This is a genomic window from Rhodococcus sp. USK13, from assembly GCF_018343855.1.
GTDB lineage: Bacteria > Actinomycetota > Actinomycetes > Mycobacteriales > Mycobacteriaceae > Rhodococcus_F > Rhodococcus_F oxybenzonivorans.
In genome coordinates, this window is sequence record NZ_CP069242.1 from 3,153,241 (window position 1) to 3,171,575 (window position 18,335).

Here is an 18,335-nt window from a genome sequence, read left to right on the forward strand (position 1 = left end):
CCTCAGTTCGGCTTGGGGAGGACGCGCGCGGCGACGGCGGCGACCACTCGCTGGTAGCTCGGGCCGACCACGCGCACCCAGGCGTCCAGGAACTTCGCGTCGGCGCCGATCAGTACCCGCGCCTTACTCTTGCGCACACCCTTGACGATGGTGGCAGCAGCATCTTCCGGGGAGGTTCGGGCGAGCTTCTTGTCGAAGAACTGGGCGAACGTGTCCAAGTCTTCGCCGGGGCCTGCGGTGGCATTGCGGGCAATGGCTGTCTTGATGCCTCCCGGATGCACACAGGTCACCTTGACGGGATGCTTCGCAATCAGCATTTCCTGTCGCAGCGACTCGGTGAAGCCGCGGACCGCGAACTTCGCGGAGTTGTAGGCGGTCTGTCCCGGCATGGACAACAGACCGAAGAGGCTCGAGATGTTCACCAGGTGGCCGTCGCCCGAGGCAATGAGGTGCGGCAGGAATGCCTTGGTGCCGTTGACGACTCCCCAGAAGTCCACATCCATGATCCGCTCGATGTCCTTGAACTCGGACTTCTCGAACTCGCCGTGATATGCGATACCGGCGTTGTTGTAGACCTGGTTGATCTTGCCGAAATGGGCATGCACGGCGTCGGCGTACGCGAGTACCGCTTCGCGCTCGGTGACATCCAGATGGTCTGACTTCACCTCGGCGCCGAGGGCGGCAACCTGTCGCGCCGTCTCGGCGAGACCGACGGTGTCCATGTCGGAGATCGCCAGTTTGGCGCCCTGCCCTGCCAGGTTGACGGCGAGAGCCCTGCCGATGCCCGAACCGGCGCCGGTGATCACGACCACCTTGCCTGCGAATGTGCTCACTGTGCTGCCACCTTGTCGTCGTCGAGGTCGATCTGTGCCGAGATGGTGAACGGGTCCGAGGCCTGACCGTTCACCTGCACCGGTGAGGGGAGGTCGGCGGCGGCCACACTGTCGTACGCCGCGAGGTCGAAACGCCGTGTCTGATTCCGGAACTGGAACGTGAACCCCGGCCACAGTGTCGTGTTGTTGCCGTGCTTGTCGAGGTACCAGCTGGCGCACCCGCCGTTGTTCCACACGCTGTGCGACAGCTTCTCCTGGAGGTCGGCGTTGTAGCGGTCCTGCGCGTCCTGCCGGACCTCGATTTTGCCGATGCCGAACTTGTCGAGGGTGTCGAGTGCGTCGACCAGGTAATTGAGCTGCGACTCGATCATGAAGACCATCGAGGTGTGGCCCAGTCCTGTGTTAGGACCCACGAGGAAGAACATGTTGGGGAAGTTCGCGATCGCCGCGCCCTTGTAACCCTGCTGCCCGCCCTCGTCGAAAACCTCGGCGAGCGAGCGGCCGTCCTTGCCGAAGATTCCCTGGAAGGTGGGGGAGTCGGTGACGTGGAAACCGGTGGCGACCACGATGGCGTCGACCTCGCGGACCGTGCCGGTCTTCGAGACGACTGCGTTGCCCTTGACCTCGGCGATGCCCTCGGTCACCAGGTCGACGTTGTCCTGCGCGAGCGTCGGGTAGTAGTTGTTCGAGATCAGCATGCGCTTGCAGCCGATCTGGAAATTCGGGGTGACCTTCTTGCGCAGGTCCTTGTCCTTGATCTGGCGGCGCAGGTGGCGCTCGGCCGCGAACTGCAGCGGCTTCATGAACACCGGCGCCTTCGCGAGCCCGACGACCTGGCTCTCACGCATCCAGTAGATCCCGCTACGGCACAGCTTCTGGAAACCGGGCAGGTACTTGAACGCGGCGTGCTCGGCCTTCGTGTACTCGCGGTCGGCGCGAGGCAGGATCCACGGGGCCGTGCGCTGGTAGACGTCGAGGTGTGACACCTTCTTGCCGATCGCCGGGACGATCTGGATGGCCGAGGCGCCGGTGCCGATGACGGCAACCCGCTTTCCCGTCAGGTCGGCGTCGTGGTTCCAGCGGGCGGAGTGGAAGATCTCGCCCTCGAACTCTTCGATGCCCTTGATGTCGGGAAGCGCCGGCTCGCACAGTGCACCGACCGCCGAGACGACGATCTTCGCGACGAAGTTCCCCTTGGTGGTAGTGACTTCCCACCGGGTGGTCTGCTCGTTCCAGTGCGCGGATGTCACGTCACAACCGAAAACATGGCGGTCGCGCACCTTGTACTTGTCCGCCACCGACTGGATGTACTTCTGGATCTCGGGCTGGGTCGAGAACGAGCGTGTCCACTCCGGGTTCAGCGCGAACGAGTAGGAGTACAGGTGCGAGGGCACGTCGCATGCTGCGCCCGGGTACGTGTTGTCGCGCCAGGTGCCGCCGACCTCCGCGCCGCGTTCGAGCACGAGGAAGTCGGTCTTGCCTGCCTGGGTGAGCTTGATGGCCGCGCCCAACCCGGCGAACCCGCTGCCGATGATCAAGGTGTCGACGTGTCGGGCACCCGCGGTCGTGTCGTAAGTGTCTGTGACGGGAAGACTCATGCAAGAGACAATAGGGCGCTATTGAGGGGTAGTCAATAGCTATTGACCTCCGTTCAGTAAGATGCTGTCATGGACGTCGTGAAGCGGACCCGTCTCAGCCCGGAGCAACGACGGGCGCAATTGATCGACCTCGGTGTGAAGATGCTGGCGCAACGGCCGCTCGAGCAGATCTCGGTCGAGGAGATCGCCGACCAGGCCGGAGTCTCGCGGGGACTGCTCTTCCATTACTTCGCCTCGAAGCACGACTTCCATCTCGCCATCGTGCGCCACTCCAGCAGCGAGATGCTGGCCAGGACCGCGCCCGACCCCTACGTGGACGACGCCCGGGATCCGTTGCAGATTCTGCGGTCCGTATTGGCCGCATACGTCGACTACGTGTCGGAGAACCGTGGCACCTACGTCTCGCTGCTTCGAGGCACAGCCAGTGGTGACCCCGACATGCGGGCTGTCTTCGAGGAGACGCGGGCAATGATGTCCGAGCGCACCCTCGAGCAGCTCCCGATCCTCGGCGTCGAGCGGACACCCGCGGTGGAACTGACCGTCCGTGGCTGGATCGCATACGTCGAGGAGGTCACGATCAGCTGGTTGCGCGATCCGCAGCTCACCCGCGAGCAATTGATAGAACTCAACGTACAAGCGCTGCCCGCCCTCGCGGTCGCGGCGGCGCCCGAGATCGCCGCAGCACTGGTCGCGGCCACCAGCGCAAGCCCCTAACCGGGCAGGTCCGGATACCACAAAACCGGGCCGAGTTCGCTTCGTACAGCGAACTCGGCCCGGCTCAGTGGTGGTTCAGTCGATGTCAGCCGAAGGCTTCGTCGATAATCTCCTGCTGTTCGACAGCGTGGACCTTGCTCGAACCCGAGGACGGTGCCGACATCGAACGGCGCGAAATCCGCTTGATCCCGGCGAGTTTCTCCGGGAGCAACTCGGGCAGAGAAAGACCGAAGAACGGCCATGCACCCTGGTTGGCCGGCTCCTCCTGAACCCACCGGAATTCGGCGGCGTTCGGGTAGCGATCGAGCGTCTCACGCAGGCGACGGCTCGGCACCGGGTACAGCTGCTCGATACGGACGATCGCGATGTCGTCGCGGTTGTCCTTGTGCTTCTTCGCGAGCAGTTCCCAGTACAGCTTGCCGCTGACGAGGAGCACCCGGGTTACCTTGCTGCGGTCGCCGTCCCCGGTCTCGTAAACCGGCTCTTCGAAGACGGACCGGAACTTGCCGGTGGTGAAGTCCTCGATATCGGACACGGCGGCCTTGTTGCGCAGCATCGACTTCGGCGTGAACACCACCAGCGGGCGGCGGATTCCGTCGAGCGAGTGGCGACGCAGCAGGTGGAAGTAGCTGGCCGGCGTGGACGGCACGGCCACCGTCATCGATCCCTCGGCGCACAGCTGGAGGAAGCGCTCGATACGGCCGGACGTGTGGTCCGGACCCTGACCCTCGTGACCGTGCGGAAGGAGCAGCACGACGTCGGACAGCTGACCCCACTTGGCCTCACCGGAGGAGATGAACTCGTCGATGATGGACTGCGCACCGTTGACGAAGTCACCGAACTGGGCTTCCCAGAGCACGAGGGCGTCCGGGTTGCCCACGGAGTAGCCGTACTCGAAACCGACGGCGGCGAACTCGCTCAGTGCGGAGTCGTAGACCAGGAACTTGCCCGGGTTCTCGCTGCCGAGGTTCTGCAGCGGCGTGTACTCCTCGCCCGTCTTGCGGTCGATGAGCACCGAGTGACGCTGCGTGAACGTACCGCGGCGGGAGTCCTGACCCGAGAGGCGAACCATCTTGCCCTGGTCGACCAGCGAGCCGAAGGCGAGCAGTTCCGCGAACGCCCAGTCGATCTTGCCTTCGCGAGACATTTCGCGTCGCTTCTCGATGACCGGCTTGACACGCGGGTGCACCGAGAAACCCTCGGGCACGTTGACGAACGCGTCACCGATCCGTTCGAGGACCGAACGATCGACCGCGGTGGTCAGCTTGGTGGGCAGCGGCTGGTCGAGCTCGACCGACTCACTCGGCTCGGGCTTGTACTTCTCCAGCTCGCGAACCTCGTTGAACACCCGCTCCAGCTGTCCCTGGTAGTCGCGGAGAGCGTCTTCGGCTTCCTTCAGCGAGATGTCACCACGGCCGATCAGCGATTCGGTGTAGCTCTTACGAACGCTGCGCTTGGTGTCGATCACGTCGTACATCGCCGGCTGGGTCATCGACGGGTCGTCGCCCTCGTTGTGACCGCGACGGCGGTAGCAGATCATGTCGATGACGACGTCCTTCTGGAACTTCTCCCGGAAGTCGACAGCGAGCTGGGCAACCCACACGCAGGCCTCGGGGTCGTCACCGTTGACGTGGAAGATCGGCGCGCCGATCATCTTCGCGACATCGGTGCAGTACTCGGAGGAACGTGAGTGCTCCGGGGCGGTGGTGAAGCCGACCTGGTTGTTGACCACGATGTGGACGGTGCCGCCGGTGCGGTACCCGCGCAGCAGCGCGAGGTTGAGCGTCTCCGCCACCACGCCCTGACCCGCGAATGCGGCGTCACCGTGCAGCATCAACGGCAGGACGGTGAAGCCGTCCTCACCCTTGTCGAGGATGTCCTGCTTGGCGCGGACCAGTCCCTCCAGGACCGGGTCGACGGCCTCGAGGTGGGACGGGTTGGCGGTGAGCGACACCGTGATGTCGTTGTCGCCGAACATCTGGATGTACGTGCCCTCGGCACCGAGGTGGTACTTCACGTCACCGGAGCCGTGCGCGGCAGCCGGGTTCATGTTGCCCTCGAACTCCGTGAAGATCTTGGAGTACGGCTTACCCACGATGTTCGCCAGCACGTTCAGACGACCACGGTGAGGCATGCCGATGACGACCTCGTCGAGCTGGTGCTCGGCGGCCTGGTCGATGACGGCGTCCATCATCGGGATGACGGACTCGGCGCCCTCGAGGGAGAAGCGCTTCTGGCCGACGTACTTGGTCTGCAGGAAGGTCTCGAATGCCTCGGCGGCATTCAGCTTGCTCAGGATGTACTTCTGCTGAGCGACCGTCGGCTTGACGTGATGCGCCTCGACGCGGTCCTGCAGCCACTGCTGCTGTTCCGGCTCGAGGATGTGCGTGTATTCGACGCCGACGTGGCGGCAGTACGCGTCGCGCAGCACGCTGAGCACGTCGCGGAGCTTCATCTTCTCCTGGCCGTGGAAGCCACCGACCTTGAACTCACGGTCGAGATCCCACAGGGTCAGGTCGTGCGTGATGACGTCGAGGTCCGGGTGGCTGCGGAACTTGTCCTTGACGAACTGCAGCGGATCGGTGTCGGCCATCAGGTGACCGCGGTTGCGGTACGCGGCGATCAACTCGAGGACGCGCGTGTTCTTGTCGACCGCGCCTTCGGGCACATCCTGACGCCAGCGGACCGGCTCGTACGGGATGTGCAGCGCGTGGAAGATCTCGTCGTAGAACTCGTCGCTGATCAGAAGGTTGTGAATGGTCCGGAGGAAGTCGCCGGACTCGGCACCCTGGATGATGCGGTGGTCGTACGTCGAGGTGAGCGTCATCAGCTTGCCGACGCCCATGTCGGCAATGCGCTCGTCGCTCGCGCCCTGGAATTCGGCGGGGTACTCCATGGCACCGGCACCGATGATGGCGCCCTGTCCCTGCATCAGACGCGGCACGGAGTGCACGGTGCCGATGCCACCGGGATTGGTGAGGGAGATGGTGACGCCCGAGAAGTCCTCACCGGTGAGCTTGCCGTCACGCGCGCGCCGGACGATGTCCTCGTAGGCGCTGTAGAACTGCGTGAAGTTGTGCGTTTCGGTGTTCTTGATGGCGGCGACGACGAGGGACCGGCTGCCGTCCTTGCCCGGCAAGTCGATTGCCAGGCCGAGGTTGGTGTGCGCGGGCGTGACGGAGTGCGGCTTGCCGTCGATCTCCGCGAAGTGCCGGTTCATGTTGGGGAACGCCTTGACCGCCTGCACGATCGCGTAACCCAGCAGGTGGGTGAAGGAAATCTTGCCGCCGCGGGTACGGGCGAGGTGGTTGTTGATGACGATCCGGTTGTCGAACATCAGCTTCGCAGGGATGGCGCGAACACTGGTGGCGGTCGGAATGGCCAGCGAGGCCGACATGTTCTTCGCGACGGCAGCAGCGGCGCCGCGCAGAACCTTCGTTTCTTCGGCAGCGGTCTCGGGAGCGGACGCCTTCGCGGGCGACTCCTTGGCCGGTGCGGTCTTGGCCGGCGCGGCCTTCGGTGCGGCCGTTTTGGGCGCCGCGGCCTTGGGAGCTGCACCGTTGGCAGCGGACTTCGCCGGGGCGCCGTCGCCCGTCTTGGTCGCCGACGTGGGTGCGGTCTCGGCCTTGGCGGCCGGGGGCGGCGACGTCTTGCCGGGGGGAGCGGCAGCAGATGCGGCGGTGGTGGTGCCGTTCGTGCCGCGTCCGTTGGCTACGCCGGCCTTGGCGGCGGCATCGGGGGAGTAATCCGTCAGAAATTCATGCCAACTCGCGTCCACGGACGACGGATCGTCCTGGAAACGCTGGTACATTTCGTCGACCAACCACTGGTTCTGTCCGAACTGGGATGTAGAGCTGCTGCTCACGGCAGGTGTTCGCCTCGTTTCTATTTCGGTACCCGATCAGAGCGCCTATATACATGAGAGTAGCCCTCGCGTGTGACGTGCGAATCGCCAGGCCTGCACGTGTGAGCTGTCTCACGGCCATCGGATGGGGTCACCATCGATGACGGTTCTCGCCCCGCGATTATTCCCTGCACCGCTCTCGGCCGCATCCCACAGTCCCGCATAGTGGCCACCTGCCGAGCGCAGGGTGGCGTGCGATCCGGTCTCCACGATCCTGCCTCCGTCGATGACGAGGATCACGTCGGCGCGCGCTGCGGTGGCCAGTCGGTGGGCTACCACGACCGACGTCCGGCGCCGGGTCACGCGGCTGCCGGCCTCGAGAACCAGCTGCTCTGTGGCCGGATCGAGGGTCGCGGTGGCCTCGTCCAGGAGCAGGAGGTCGGGGTCGACCAGTTCGGCACGAGCAAGGGCGATCAACTGGCGCTGACCGGCCGACAACCCCTGTCCTCGCTCGCCGATGGGGTGACGCATCCCACCCCGCAGCCGGCCGATCGTGCCGAGCGCTCCCACCGCGCGGGCGGCATTCTCGATCTCCTCGCGGCTCGCGTCGGGCCTGCCGTACGCGATGTTGGTAGCGACCGTGCCGGTGAACAGATGCGCCTCCTGCGGGACCACGCCCAGTCGCCCGCGGTACTCACCGAGCGAATAGCGACGCAGGTCGACGTCGTCGACGAGTACGGAGCCGAACGTCGGGTCGTAGAAGCGGGCGAGCAGTTTCACGATGGTGGATTTGCCCGCGCCGGTCTTGCCGACCAGCGCCACCGTGGCGCCCGCCGGAATGTGGAGGTCGATGTCGGTCAGCGCGTCACTCTCCGCGCCGGAATAGCGGAAGCCGACGTCGCGCAGACGCACCTCGCCTCTCAGGTGCCCGTCGATCCGAGTGCGATGGTCGCCGGCGGCACGCTCTATGGAGCTCGGCGTGCGGAGCAGATCGCCGATTCGGAGTAGGCCGACACTGGCCTGCTGGTATCCGTCGAACACCTGCGACAGCTGCTGGATGGGCCCGAACAGCAGGCCGAGGTACAGCACGAAGGCGACGAGCGTTCCCGACGACGTCTCGCCGCCCGCGACCTGCCGGGCACCGACGAACACGACGGCGGCCAGCGCCAGATCCGAGAGGAACGCGATGAACGGGAAGTACAGCGAGATCGCGCGCTGGGACTGCATGCGGCTGCGGCGGTAACTGTCGGCGCGTTCGGCGAACCTGCGGGCGGCGAACTCTTCGCGGCGGTAGGCCTGCGCGGCGCGCAAACCCGCGATGTTTTCCTGGAACTCGGCGTTGACGAGGGAAATCCGTTCCCGGGACACCGTGTAGGCCACCGACGAGATCCGGCGAAAGATCAGCGTCGCGATCACGAGGGGCGGGATGACGGCGAGGGCGACGACGGCGAGAGTGAGGTCGGTGACGACGAGTGCGACCGAGATCCCCACGACGGTGAGCACACTGACCACCGCGGTGGACATCCCGGTCTGGATGAACGACGACAACGCGTCGACGTCGGTGGTCATGCGGGTCATGATCCGGCCCGAGAGCTCCCGCTCGTAGTAGTCGAGGCCGAGCCGCTGCAGGTGCGCGTAGCTGCGCACCCGGAGTCCGAAGAGGACGCGTTCACCTGCGCGGGCGGTGAGCACCGTCATCGCCGCGACCACCAGCCAGTCGGCGGCGACGAGGGCGATTCCGACCGCGGTGGCGGTCCACAGTGTCGCCGAGTCCTGCGGGAGCACCCCGCTGTCGATGGCGAATCGCACGATGGAGGGGAAGGCGATCCCGGCGAGGGAATCGAGCGCGAGGCAGGCGACGACGGCGAACAGTAGGCCGCGGACCGGTCGCAGGATGCGCGACAGGTGGAAGTTGGGTTCGGGTAGCCGCAGGGTGCGGGTGTCGAGGCCCGGACTCTCTAGAGCGGGAGGCAGAGCGTCGACTGCAGCCTGCAGTTCGGGGGTGGCCGCGATGTTTCCCAGGGCGCCGGCCATCGGTCCGCCGCCGCCACGACCTCCGCCGCCGGGTCCGGTGGCGGGCGCCGGGGTGCTCCCGGCCGTGGTGGCGGCGAGAGTGGCGTCCGGCACCTCTCGGGGGCTCTCGGGCCACAGTTCCGTTGCTGAAGGGATGCGCTGGCTCGACATCGGATCGGCCGCGCGCGGGCCTGCTTCCGAACCGTTTCCCTCCTCGGGGGACGCGAACAGTGCACGGAACAGGGCGCACCGTTCGTCGAGTTCGGCCACCGTGCCGCTGTCGATGATCGTTCCGCCGTCGAGGACGGCCACCCGATCGGCGAGGGACAGGGTGGAACGTCGGTGCGCGAGGACGAGCGCGGTGCGGCCGCGGCCCGCCCGGAGCGACTCGAAGATGGACGCCTCGGTGGTCGCATCCACGGCGGACGTCGCATCGTCGAGAATCAGGATCCGCGGGTCGGTGAGCAGCGCGCGGGCCAGGGCGATCCGCTGGCGTTGTCCCCCCGACAGTGTGAGACCGCGTTCCCCGACCACGGTGTCGTAGCCGTCGGGTAGGGCGGAGACGAACTCGTCGGCCGCCGCCATCGTCGCCGCTTCACGGATTTCCTCGGCGCTGGCATCGGGCCTGCCGAGTGCGATGTTGGCGGCGATGGTGTCGGAGAAGAGGAACGGTTCGTCGAAGACGAGGCTTACGGCTTCACGAAGGTGCTCGGCGCTGAGCTGGGCGACGTCGAACACGTCCTCGCCGGATGTCAGCGCAACGGTGCCCGAGGAGGGCGCGTAGAACCGGGGAAGCAGCAGCGATAGCGCCGTCTTCCCGGAACCCGCCATTCCCACCACCGCGACCGTCTCACCGGGGGCGATCTGCAGGTCGAGCCCACGAAGGATGTCGCGGCCCGGCTCGAACCCGAAGGTGACCGACCGCAGATCGACGCCGAGCGGTCCGCCCGGCAGCGGGGTGGGGTGCGGCGGATCCGCGACCTCCGGTTCGGTGTCGATCACCTCGTACACCCGTTCCACGGCCGCCCGGGACAGTTGCGCCATGATCACCACGGACGACAGGGTGCGGGTCACCGCCGTCATCGTCGTGACGTAGGTGGCGAAGGCGAGGAAGGTGCCGATCGTGATGGAGCCGTGCAGGGCCAGGTAGCCGCCGACCGCGATGACACCGACGAGCCCCAGCTGGGGGAGTGCGGCCATGGTGGGCGTGAAGCGGGAGTTGATGCGTGCGGCCCGCAGACGTTCCGCATACAGCGCCCGACTGTGGTGTTCGAGCTGATCGACGGCCCGCCGTTCCTGCCCGAAGCCCTTCACGACGCGCACCCCGGTGACCGTCTCCTCGACGTGTTGTGCGAGGTCGGCTGCCCGCTGCTGGGCGGACCACGTGGCGGCGAACAGCGTGGGGCGCATCGCGTAGACGACGAGACAGACGAGCGGGACGATCACCAGCGCGACCACCGTCAGCAACGGGGAAAGCCACACCATGATGCCGAGGGCGAGGACGAATTGAAGCAACGCGCCCGCCGACAACGGGACCATCGCGAGGAGTCCCTGCACCAGTTGCAGATCGGTGATGGACCGCGACACCACCTGGCCGGTGCGAATCTGGTCCTGACCACGTCCGTCGAGGCGTTGCAGGGCACCGAGCAGACCCAGCCTGAGGTCGTGCTGGACGTCGAGCGACAGCTTGCCCGCCAGCATCCGCCGGCCGTACTGACACGCGAAGCGCACACAGGCGAGGAGCGCGATCAGGAGTGCTGCAATGCCGATGACCTCGGTGGCGCGATCCGTACCTGCGGCGTCGACCGCGTACTTGGTGAGCAGCGGGAACGAGATGTCGATGCCCGCCGCGACGACCGTCACGGTCAGTGCCCCGACGGTCGCGCGGCGATGTGCCCAGCACTCGGCGCTGAGCCGGCGTATCCAGCCGGGCCGTGCCGTGTCGCGTACGCGCGTGGGCTCCCGCTCGATCACTGAGCCGGATGTACTCTCACCTGCCGCTGTGTCCACGTTAGCCACTGTGTCCACGTTAGCGCTGCGCTCCGACACCCCAGTCGGGGCGTTCCTCAGGTGATGTCGCGACTGCGGGTCAGGGCCCATCCGGCGAGGGTGAAGAGTGCCGTCCACACCACCACCGCGATCGGTGCGGCGGGCCACAACGGCAACCAGTCGATGTCGTTGCCCGCGGCCGCGTTGGCGACGGATCCCAGGGTGGCAGACACGGGGAGGACGTCGCCCACCGCGCCGATGCCGATGCCGCTGAGGATCGATCGCAGGATCATCTCGCCGAGGGTGTACCACACGACAAGTGAGATACAACTGCCTACGGAGGAGCCGGTCAGCATCGACATCCCGCCACCGATCAGCGCCCAGCATGCGGCAGCAACCAAGGCAGCGGCCAACATCGCGAAGAGGGAACCTCGCAGTGCGAAGTTCTCCCCGCCGAACGTCAGCAGCAGGGCGACGCTGACCATCTCGACGACGAGGCAGTAGAAGAATCCGAACGCGGCAGTGACGGCCAGTTTCGCGCCGATCACCCCGTCTCGGCCACGTGCGGTGAGGAAAGTGGTGGTCAGTGTCTTGTAGCGGAACTCGGTACCGGCATTCACTGCTCCGAAGAGGGCGGCGAAGAGCACGACGAGCGACAGGGCGACGGCCAGCCCGAACACCGTGGCAGCGAGGTTGGCGTCTGCCGGATCGGCGTCGAACGCGTCGGTGAAGGCGCGTAGTACCGGCAGGGAGATGGCGCTCGAGAACATCCCGACGACGAGCGGGGTCAGCCCGAGCATCCACCAGAACCGCAGCGTGGTGACCTTGCGGAATTCCGCGGTGAGCAGTGCGGTCATCGCGGACCTCCGGACATCGGACCCTGAGGGTGCGGGGCATACGCGGGCGGATACCCGGCCGGCGGGCCGTACCCCGGAGGCGGGCCGGCACCCGGTCGGCCGGGGTAGTGGGGCTGCTGGGGGTAGGCGGGAGGCGGGCCGTACCCGGAGGGCGCGCCCGCGCTCGCACCGGCAACGTACTGGCCGGTCGTCATCGACAGGAAGAGTTGCTCGAGGTCGATGTGCTCGGCCACGGCGCCGAAGATCGTCACTCCGGCTCGGGTGGCCACGGACTGCACGACGTCGAGTGCCGCACCCGTCACAGCGAGACGGCCGTCGGCCAGGGACCGGGCATCGACGATGCCTTGCGCGGCCAGAGCGGTCGCCAGCGCAGCGGGACTCGAGGAGGCGACCAGTAGGCGGCTCTGCTGCGACTTCCGCAGGTCCTCCATCCTTCCCTGATAGACAAGAGCGCCCCGACTGACGATGACCAGTGTGTCGACCGTCTGCTCGACTTCCCGGAGGATGTGGCTCGAGACGAGGACGGTCCGCCCGGAGGCGGCGAAGCCTTTCAGGAACTCCCGCAGCCACGCGATCCCCTCGGGATCGAGTCCGTTGGCCGGTTCGTCGAGGACAAGGATGCGCGGATCGCCCAGCAGGGCGGTGGCGAGCGAGAGGCGCTGCCGCATGCCCAGCGAGAATCCGCCGGACTTCCGCCCCGCCACGTCTTCGAGCCCGACCAGCGCGAGTACCTGGCGGGCCCGCGCGTCCGGCACCCCGATGGCCGAGGCGTACACCTTCAAGTGATCGAGCGCGGTGCGCGCAGGGTGCAGGCTCTGGGAGTCGAGCACGGCGCCGACCGTGCGGGCAGGATCTCGCAGGGCCCGAATCGGGACGCCCTCGACTGCGGAGGTTCCGGCGCTGGGCCGGACGAGTCCGAGGATCATCCGCAGCGTCGTCGTCTTACCCGAGCCGTTGGGGCCGAGGAAACCGGTGATCGAACCGTGCGGAACGGAGAAACTGAGGTCGGAGACGGCGGTGACGTTCTTGAAGCTCTTCGACAGCCCGCGCACCTCGATCGGCGCCGCGACACTTGCCGGCATTGCAGTGGTCAAGCCGTCCTCCCCTGAACACGATCGTGTGGAATCGACTCGACCCTACTGGGCTGCCGTCCCGATATTCACCAACTGGCGTACAGGGCTCTTCGGCGCAGCGCATTCTGTATGAAGTCGATTGGGGGCATACATGAGCAAGCACCACCACCATCACCGAGATGTTCTGGCGCCGGCGTACACGGGGCGAATGTCGGTGGAACCGTTCCCGGCGCTGCGGTTGCCGGACGAGGAAACCGATCCGCAGGCGGCCTACCGCTTCATTCACGACGAGTTGATGCTCGACGGTAGCTCGCGGCTGAACCTCGCTACGTTCGTGACCACGTGGATGGATCCCGAGGCCGACAAGCTGATGGCGGAGACGTTCGACAAGAACATGATCGACAAGGACGAGTATCCGGCGACGGCCGCGATCGAGTCCCGGTGCGTGTCGATGGTCGCTGATCTCTTTCACGCGCCGGATCTCTCCACCACCGACCCGGCCAGCGCTACGGGTGTCTCCACGATCGGGTCGAGCGAGGCGGTGATGCTCGCTGGTCTCGCACTGAAGTGGCGATGGCGCGCGCAGCGTCACGAGGCAGGCAAGGACGCCACCCGGCCGAATCTCGTTCTGGGCAGCAATGTTCAGGTGGTGTGGGAGAAGTTCTGCCGGTATTTCGACGTCGAGCCGGTCTACCTGCCGATGGAGAAGGGCCGGTACATCATCACGCCGGAGCAGGTACGGGGTGCGGTCGACGAGAACACCATCGGGGTGGTGGCGATCATCGGCACTACCTACACCGGTGAGCTCGAACCGGTGGCCGAGATCGCCGACACACTCGAGCAGCTGGCGGCGTCGGGGGGTCCCGACGTCCCGATTCATGTCGACGCGGCCAGCGGGGGTTTCGTGATCCCGTTCCTGCAACCGGAACTGTTGTGGGACTTCCGGGTCCCACGAGTCGTCTCGATCAATGTCAGCGGCCACAAGTACGGGCTGACGTATCCGGGTATCGGGTTTGTCGTGTGGCGCGCCGGTGAGTATCTGCCCGAGGGGCTGGTGTTCCGGGTCAACTACCTCGGCGGCGATATGCCGACGTTCACGCTGAACTTCTCGCGTCCCGGCAATCAGGTGGTGGGGCAGTACTACAACTTCCTGCGCCTCGGCCGAGCCGGGTACCGGGCGATCATGGAGACGTTGCGCGACACCGCTGTTCGTGTGGGTAAGCGCATCGCCGAAATCGAGCACTTCACGTTGATCAGCGACGGCAGTGACATCCCCGTGATCGCCTTCGAACTCGTCGGGGACCCCGGATTCACGGTCTTCGACGTGTCGCACGAACTCCGGGCGCGGGGTTGGCAAGTACCTGCCTACACGATGCCTGCCGACGCAGAAGAGGTGGCGGTGCTGCGCATCGTCGTCCGCGAGGGGTTCAGCGCAGACCTGGGATCGCTGGTCTCCGAGGCGATCGAGGAAGTCTGCGCCGAACTACGCGAGAAGGGCGGCGGACGTTCGGCGGCGCAGCACTTCGCGCACTGATCCGCTCGACAACCGGTCAGGCCTCGACGACTCGCAGCTGATCCGGCCAGCGGGCAGGTGCGGGACCGAAAGCTTGGCGCGCATTCTTCACGACGCCCTTGCCGATGGCCCGGTTTCCGGCGCCGCCGATCGCTGCGCCGATCCCGGCAGGCACGAGCTTGCCGAGAATCAGCGCGCTGCGCCGGGCCGCGTACTTGGTGACGAACTTGCGCAGCAGGCGGCTGTTCATGCCTCTCATCGTGGGGCCCGGGATGCGGCTGGTGATTGCCGTCCCCCAGTTCTTCGCGGTCACGCCCGTCGCCTTCTGGACGATCTCCATGCCCGATTCACCGAGTGCGACGGCCAGGACGAGCGCCCGGCGCTGTTGATGGTCGGTGGCGGAGATGCCGTGCACCGACGCCACGGCGAGCGTCAGCAACGCCGCTGATTCGAGGAAGAACGCGGACTCGGCGCCGACGGCCGCAATCGATGCCACCGTCCCGACACCGGGGACCGCGGCCGCGGCGCCCACTGCGCTGCCGCTACCCGTCACTGCCAGCAGGAACATCTTTTCCATGCGCTCGATGATCTGGGCGGGCGATTCGTCGGGATGTGAGCGGCGGACCCACTCGACGTACTTGGCCACAGCGGGTGCCTGCAATCTGCTCCCGTTGTCCAGAACCGAGACCAGAGCCTTCTCGATCCGTCCACCATTGTCAGCCATCGGGGCTCCCGTCTCGCCGTGTACTTCGAGTGTGCCGGATACGACTGTAGGTGGGAAAAAGACGGTGGCCGACGGCGGTGGCGGTGCTTACGCTGTTGTCGTGACTGTCGCGGGCAGCGTTTCTCCGGTTCGGGGCGTGTCCGACGGTGCGCGCCGTCGACCGGCCCCGCCGCTGCGCGCCCTGGTGTCGGGGTACGAAGGCTATCGCCTGACGGGATTCGAGCCCGGACTTCACCTCGGTCTGCCCTCGCCGTCGCTCACCGTCGTCGTGTCGCTCGATGCGCCCCTCGAGATCGCCGAGCAGGCCGCGGCGGAGCAGGCGCCCGGCTTCTACGACACGCTTGCCAGTGGCATCGCGACGGCGCCGGTGACGATTCGGCACGACGGCAATCAGCACGGGATCCAGCTGGCGTTGAGTCCCCGCGGTGCGCGGGCTCTGCTGGGCGTGCCCGCGTCGGCCCTCGGTGCCTGGGTGGTCGGACTCGACGACCTCCTCGGTGCCGATGCGACGGAACTGGTCGAACGGCTGTCCCTCGAACCGATGTGGGAGGAGAGGTTCCGCATTCTCGACGAGGTACTCGGGCGGCGCATCGCCGACGCGGAGATCGACCCCCATCTCGTGCGGGCCTGGACGTTGCTCGCCGGTGACGGGGCGGTGCGAGTGAATGCGGTTGCTCGCGACATAGGTTGGAGCAGAAGGCATCTGGTGAATCGATTCGTTGCGGAGTACGGCGTCACGCCCAAAGATGTGGCGCGTTTGTCGCGCTTTCACCGCTCGCACCGGATGCTGAAGCGGGCCCACTGCGTCACGCTCGCCGAGGTCTCCGCACGGTGCGGCTATTACGACCAGGCGCACATGGCCCGCGACTGGCGTGACCTCGCGGGTGTCGCACCGTCGCGGTGGCGCGAGAACGAACCGTTCTCATTTGTCCAAGACTCCGACCACGACGACGGCGCAGAGTGACGACATGACTACTTCGACGCAAATTACGTGTGTATGGCCCACCCTCGTCTACCGCGACGCGCGCGCCGCGATCCGCTTCCTCGTCGACACCTTCGGATTCGTCGAGAAGGCGGTGTACGGCGAGGGCGACCGGGTGGATCACGCCGAACTCGGCTGGCCGAAGGGCGGCGGGATCATGCTCGGCTCGCCCAGTGAGGACTCGGTCATCAGCGACCTGCCACCAGGGACGGGCTCGGTGTACCTCGTCGTAGACGATCCCGACGCCCTCCACCAGCGCGCGGTCGCTGCAGGCGCCACGATCGTTCGCGGACTGCGGGACGAAGACTACGGATCGCGCGGATTCACCTGCCGTGATCCCGAGGGCGTGTTCTGGAGCTTCGGCACGTACACCGGCGCGTAGACGGCCCCACCCGCTCAGGCGCCGTGGCCCGCGGGCACTTCCTCCCCGGTCCGCGGCGGGGGCGGCGGTGTGCCGGTCCCGAACGGCCTGCCACCGAGCTGCGCGCGTCCGTGCGGCTGCAACCAGCCCGACAGGTCCGGGCCTTTCGGGACGATGCCGGTGGGATTGATGTCGGTGTGCACCATGTAGTAGTGCTGCTTGATCTGAACGAAGTCGATGGTGTCCCCGAATCCCGGGGTCTGGAACAGGTCACGCGCGTAGCCCCACAAGGCAGACATCTCACTGAGCTTGTTGCGATTGCACTTGAAATGCCCGTGGTAGACGGCGTCGAATCGGGCCAATGTGGTGAACAACCGCACATCCGCCTCGGTGATGGTGTCGCCCACGAGGTACCGGCGGGTGGTCAGCCGCTCCTCGAGCCAGTCGAGGCGCGCGAACAGGCGGTCGTATGCGGATTCGTAGGCGCTTTGTGAACCGGCGAAACCGCAGCGGTACACGCCGTTGTTGACATCACGGAAGACGAGCTCGGCCACCTCGTCGATCTCGTCGCGAAGCTCCGCCGGGTAGAGCTCGGGCGCTCCCTCGCGGTGGTACTGCGTCCACTCGGTGGACAGATCGAGGGTGATGTGCGGATAGTCGTTGGTGACCACCTGCCCGGTGGGCACGTCGACGATCGCGGGAACGGTGATGCCGCGCTCGTAGTCCGGGAAACGCGCGAAGTAGGCGTCCTGCAGGCGCGGGATCTTCAGCACGGGGTCGACCTCGCCCGGGTCGAGGTCGAAGGTCCAGCTCCGCTTGTCGTGGGTCGGGCCGCACAGGCCCATCGACAGCACGTCCTCGAGTCCGAGCAGCCGCCGCACGATGATCGCCCGATTCGCCCAAGGACACGCTCGCGCGGCCACGAGTCGATAGCGGCCCGGCTCGACCGGGTACCCGTCTCGTCCGTCAGCGGTGATCCGCGTGGCGATGTAGTGAGTGTCCCGAGTGAACTCGGAACCGGGATCGACATAGCCGGCCGAACCCGATTCGTCCTGTTTCTGCTCAGTCATGATCGACCCGTCCTCGTCCGTCGATGGTGTCTCACAGCGTACTTCGCGCGACGGTGACCTCGATGTACGTTCCGAGTTCGCGGTAACCCGAGCGGGCAGCGAGCCGACGGGAGGCCGGGGCGTCGCGCGGTGCGCGGAACTGGGCGATCAGTCCGCTGTCGAGCGCATCGTCGGTGGCGATTCCGGCGGCCTGGGTGCCGAGCCCCCGGCACCGGAAGAGGGGAGCGGTGAGGACCGCGACATCGGCGACGAATCCCTGGAATTCGCTGTACCCGGCGGAACTGACCGGCTGCTGCGCGTCGTCCAGGATCGTGAACCACCGGTCTCGAGTGCTCAGGTGGGCTTCGGTCACGTCGTCCGGTGGGCAGACGGTCTCCAGTTCCCGCACGTGCCCGCGGTCGTCCGACACCACAGGCGGTCGCCCGGTCACCGGTTCCTGATAGTCGCTGGTGAACCAGAGCGTGAGCGGTCCGGAGCAGCGGCCCGAACGATCCTGGACGAGGCCGAGCAGAGTTGCGGGTTCGGTCAGGTCCCGGTCCGAGAGTCGTTCCGCGCGCCGGAGTATCCAGTCGGGACCCACCATGGCCGAGGTGCCCCCCAGGTCGAGGAAACGGAGGGTGTCCGCCTCGGGATCGGCACGGGTGGCCCGGCCGGGCCTGTCCGTGAGCGTGTCGTCGGGGAGTCCGAGTTCACGCGACCAGGCGAGTCGAACGATGTCGAGATGATGCGGATCCACGCAGCAACGGTAACCGCTGATCCCGTGT

Annotated in this window: 13 protein-coding genes; 4 read left to right on the forward strand and 9 right to left on the reverse strand. The window is 66.5% G+C overall.

Translation table 11 applies throughout. The annotated features are described in order from the left end of the window. Window positions 1-2: 2 nt before the first annotated feature. Together JQT59_RS17035 and JQT59_RS17040 are read right to left on the reverse strand one after the other, a co-directional pair. Window positions 3-833 (reverse strand): SDR family NAD(P)-dependent oxidoreductase, encoded by an 831-nt coding sequence (locus JQT59_RS17035; protein ID WP_213577072.1) that lies wholly within the window; start codon window positions 831-833, stop codon window positions 3-5. Then, the gene (locus JQT59_RS17040) at window positions 830-2,431 is read right to left on the reverse strand and encodes a flavin-containing monooxygenase (protein ID WP_213577073.1); all 1,602 of its coding nucleotides are present in this window, start codon (window positions 2,429-2,431) and stop codon (window positions 830-832) included. The genes JQT59_RS17035 and JQT59_RS17040 overlap by 4 nt, the downstream gene beginning before the upstream one ends. 69 nt (window positions 2,432-2,500) lie before the next feature. On the opposite strand from JQT59_RS17040, the gene JQT59_RS17045 reads away from it, so the two are divergent. Beyond that, the gene (locus JQT59_RS17045; RefSeq protein WP_213577074.1) at window positions 2,501-3,145 is read left to right on the forward strand and encodes a TetR/AcrR family transcriptional regulator; all 645 of its coding nucleotides are present in this window, start codon (window positions 2,501-2,503) and stop codon (window positions 3,143-3,145) included. Between the two features lie 85 nt (window positions 3,146-3,230). On the opposite strand, the gene JQT59_RS17050 is transcribed toward JQT59_RS17045, so the two are convergent. The 4 genes from JQT59_RS17050 to JQT59_RS17065 form a co-directional block, all read right to left on the reverse strand. Then, window positions 3,231-7,010 carry a multifunctional oxoglutarate decarboxylase/oxoglutarate dehydrogenase thiamine pyrophosphate-binding subunit/dihydrolipoyllysine-residue succinyltransferase subunit gene (locus tag JQT59_RS17050; RefSeq protein ID WP_213577075.1) on the reverse strand — a complete coding sequence of 1,260 codons (3,780 nt, stop codon included), beginning with the start codon at window positions 7,008-7,010 and terminating at the stop codon, window positions 3,231-3,233. A 111-nt stretch (window positions 7,011-7,121) separates the two neighbouring features. Continuing rightward, window positions 7,122-10,976, reverse strand: coding sequence for an ABC transporter ATP-binding protein (locus JQT59_RS17055; protein WP_249354629.1), 3,855 nt, complete (start codon window positions 10,974-10,976; stop codon window positions 7,122-7,124). Between the two features lie 92 nt (window positions 10,977-11,068). After that, the gene (locus JQT59_RS17060) at window positions 11,069-11,848 is read right to left on the reverse strand and encodes an ABC transporter permease (protein ID WP_213577077.1); all 780 of its coding nucleotides are present in this window, start codon (window positions 11,846-11,848) and stop codon (window positions 11,069-11,071) included. Then, window positions 11,845-12,942 (reverse strand): ABC transporter ATP-binding protein, encoded by a 1,098-nt coding sequence (locus JQT59_RS17065; protein ID WP_213577078.1) that lies wholly within the window; start codon window positions 12,940-12,942, stop codon window positions 11,845-11,847. Before JQT59_RS17065 ends, JQT59_RS17060 begins: the two co-directional genes overlap by 4 nt. A gap of 130 nt (window positions 12,943-13,072) precedes the next feature. Between JQT59_RS17065 and gad the strand changes: the two genes are divergently transcribed. Beyond that, window positions 13,073-14,455, forward strand: a complete 1,383-nt coding sequence (gad, locus tag JQT59_RS17070) for a glutamate decarboxylase (protein ID WP_213577079.1) — start codon at window positions 13,073-13,075, stop codon at window positions 14,453-14,455. Between the two features lie 16 nt (window positions 14,456-14,471). On the opposite strand, the gene JQT59_RS17075 is transcribed toward gad, so the two are convergent. Next, window positions 14,472-15,158 carry a hypothetical protein gene (locus JQT59_RS17075; RefSeq protein WP_213577080.1) on the reverse strand — a complete coding sequence of 229 codons (687 nt, stop codon included), beginning with the start codon at window positions 15,156-15,158 and terminating at the stop codon, window positions 14,472-14,474. 100 nt (window positions 15,159-15,258) lie between these two features. On the opposite strand from JQT59_RS17075, the gene JQT59_RS17080 reads away from it, so the two are divergent. Together JQT59_RS17080 and JQT59_RS17085 are read left to right on the forward strand one after the other, a co-directional pair. Then, window positions 15,259-16,122 (forward strand): AraC family transcriptional regulator, encoded by an 864-nt coding sequence (locus JQT59_RS17080; RefSeq protein WP_213577081.1) that lies wholly within the window; start codon window positions 15,259-15,261, stop codon window positions 16,120-16,122. A 4-nt stretch (window positions 16,123-16,126) separates the two neighbouring features. After that, the gene (locus JQT59_RS17085; protein ID WP_213577082.1) at window positions 16,127-16,522 is read left to right on the forward strand and encodes a VOC family protein; all 396 of its coding nucleotides are present in this window, start codon (window positions 16,127-16,129) and stop codon (window positions 16,520-16,522) included. 14 nt (window positions 16,523-16,536) lie between these two features. Here JQT59_RS17085 and JQT59_RS17090 read toward each other — a convergent pair whose 3' ends face one another. Together JQT59_RS17090 and JQT59_RS17095 are read right to left on the reverse strand one after the other, a co-directional pair. Then, the gene (locus tag JQT59_RS17090) at window positions 16,537-17,571 is read right to left on the reverse strand and encodes a glutathione S-transferase family protein (RefSeq protein WP_213577083.1); all 1,035 of its coding nucleotides are present in this window, start codon (window positions 17,569-17,571) and stop codon (window positions 16,537-16,539) included. Between the two features lie 31 nt (window positions 17,572-17,602). Further along, window positions 17,603-18,307, reverse strand: coding sequence for a GNAT family N-acetyltransferase (locus tag JQT59_RS17095; protein ID WP_213577084.1), 705 nt, complete (start codon window positions 18,305-18,307; stop codon window positions 17,603-17,605). Window positions 18,308-18,335 lie beyond the last annotated feature (28 nt).

Coding starts and splice junctions, on each gene's coding strand:
- JQT59_RS17045 (WP_213577074.1), top strand. CDS start 2,501: ATGGACGTCGTGAAGCGGACCCGTCTCAGCCCGGAGCAACGACGGGCG.
- JQT59_RS17085 (WP_213577082.1), top strand. CDS start 16,127: ATGACTACTTCGACGCAAATTACGTGTGTATGGCCCACCCTCGTCTAC.
- JQT59_RS17090 (WP_213577083.1), bottom strand. CDS start 17,571: ATGACTGAGCAGAAACAGGACGAATCGGGTTCGGCCGGCTATGTCGAT.
- gad (WP_213577079.1), top strand. CDS start 13,073: ATGAGCAAGCACCACCACCATCACCGAGATGTTCTGGCGCCGGCGTAC.
- JQT59_RS17075 (WP_213577080.1), bottom strand. CDS start 15,158: ATGGCTGACAATGGTGGACGGATCGAGAAGGCTCTGGTCTCGGTTCTG.
- JQT59_RS17060 (WP_213577077.1), bottom strand. CDS start 11,848: ATGACCGCACTGCTCACCGCGGAATTCCGCAAGGTCACCACGCTGCGG.
- JQT59_RS17040 (WP_213577073.1), bottom strand. CDS start 2,431: ATGAGTCTTCCCGTCACAGACACTTACGACACGACCGCGGGTGCCCGA.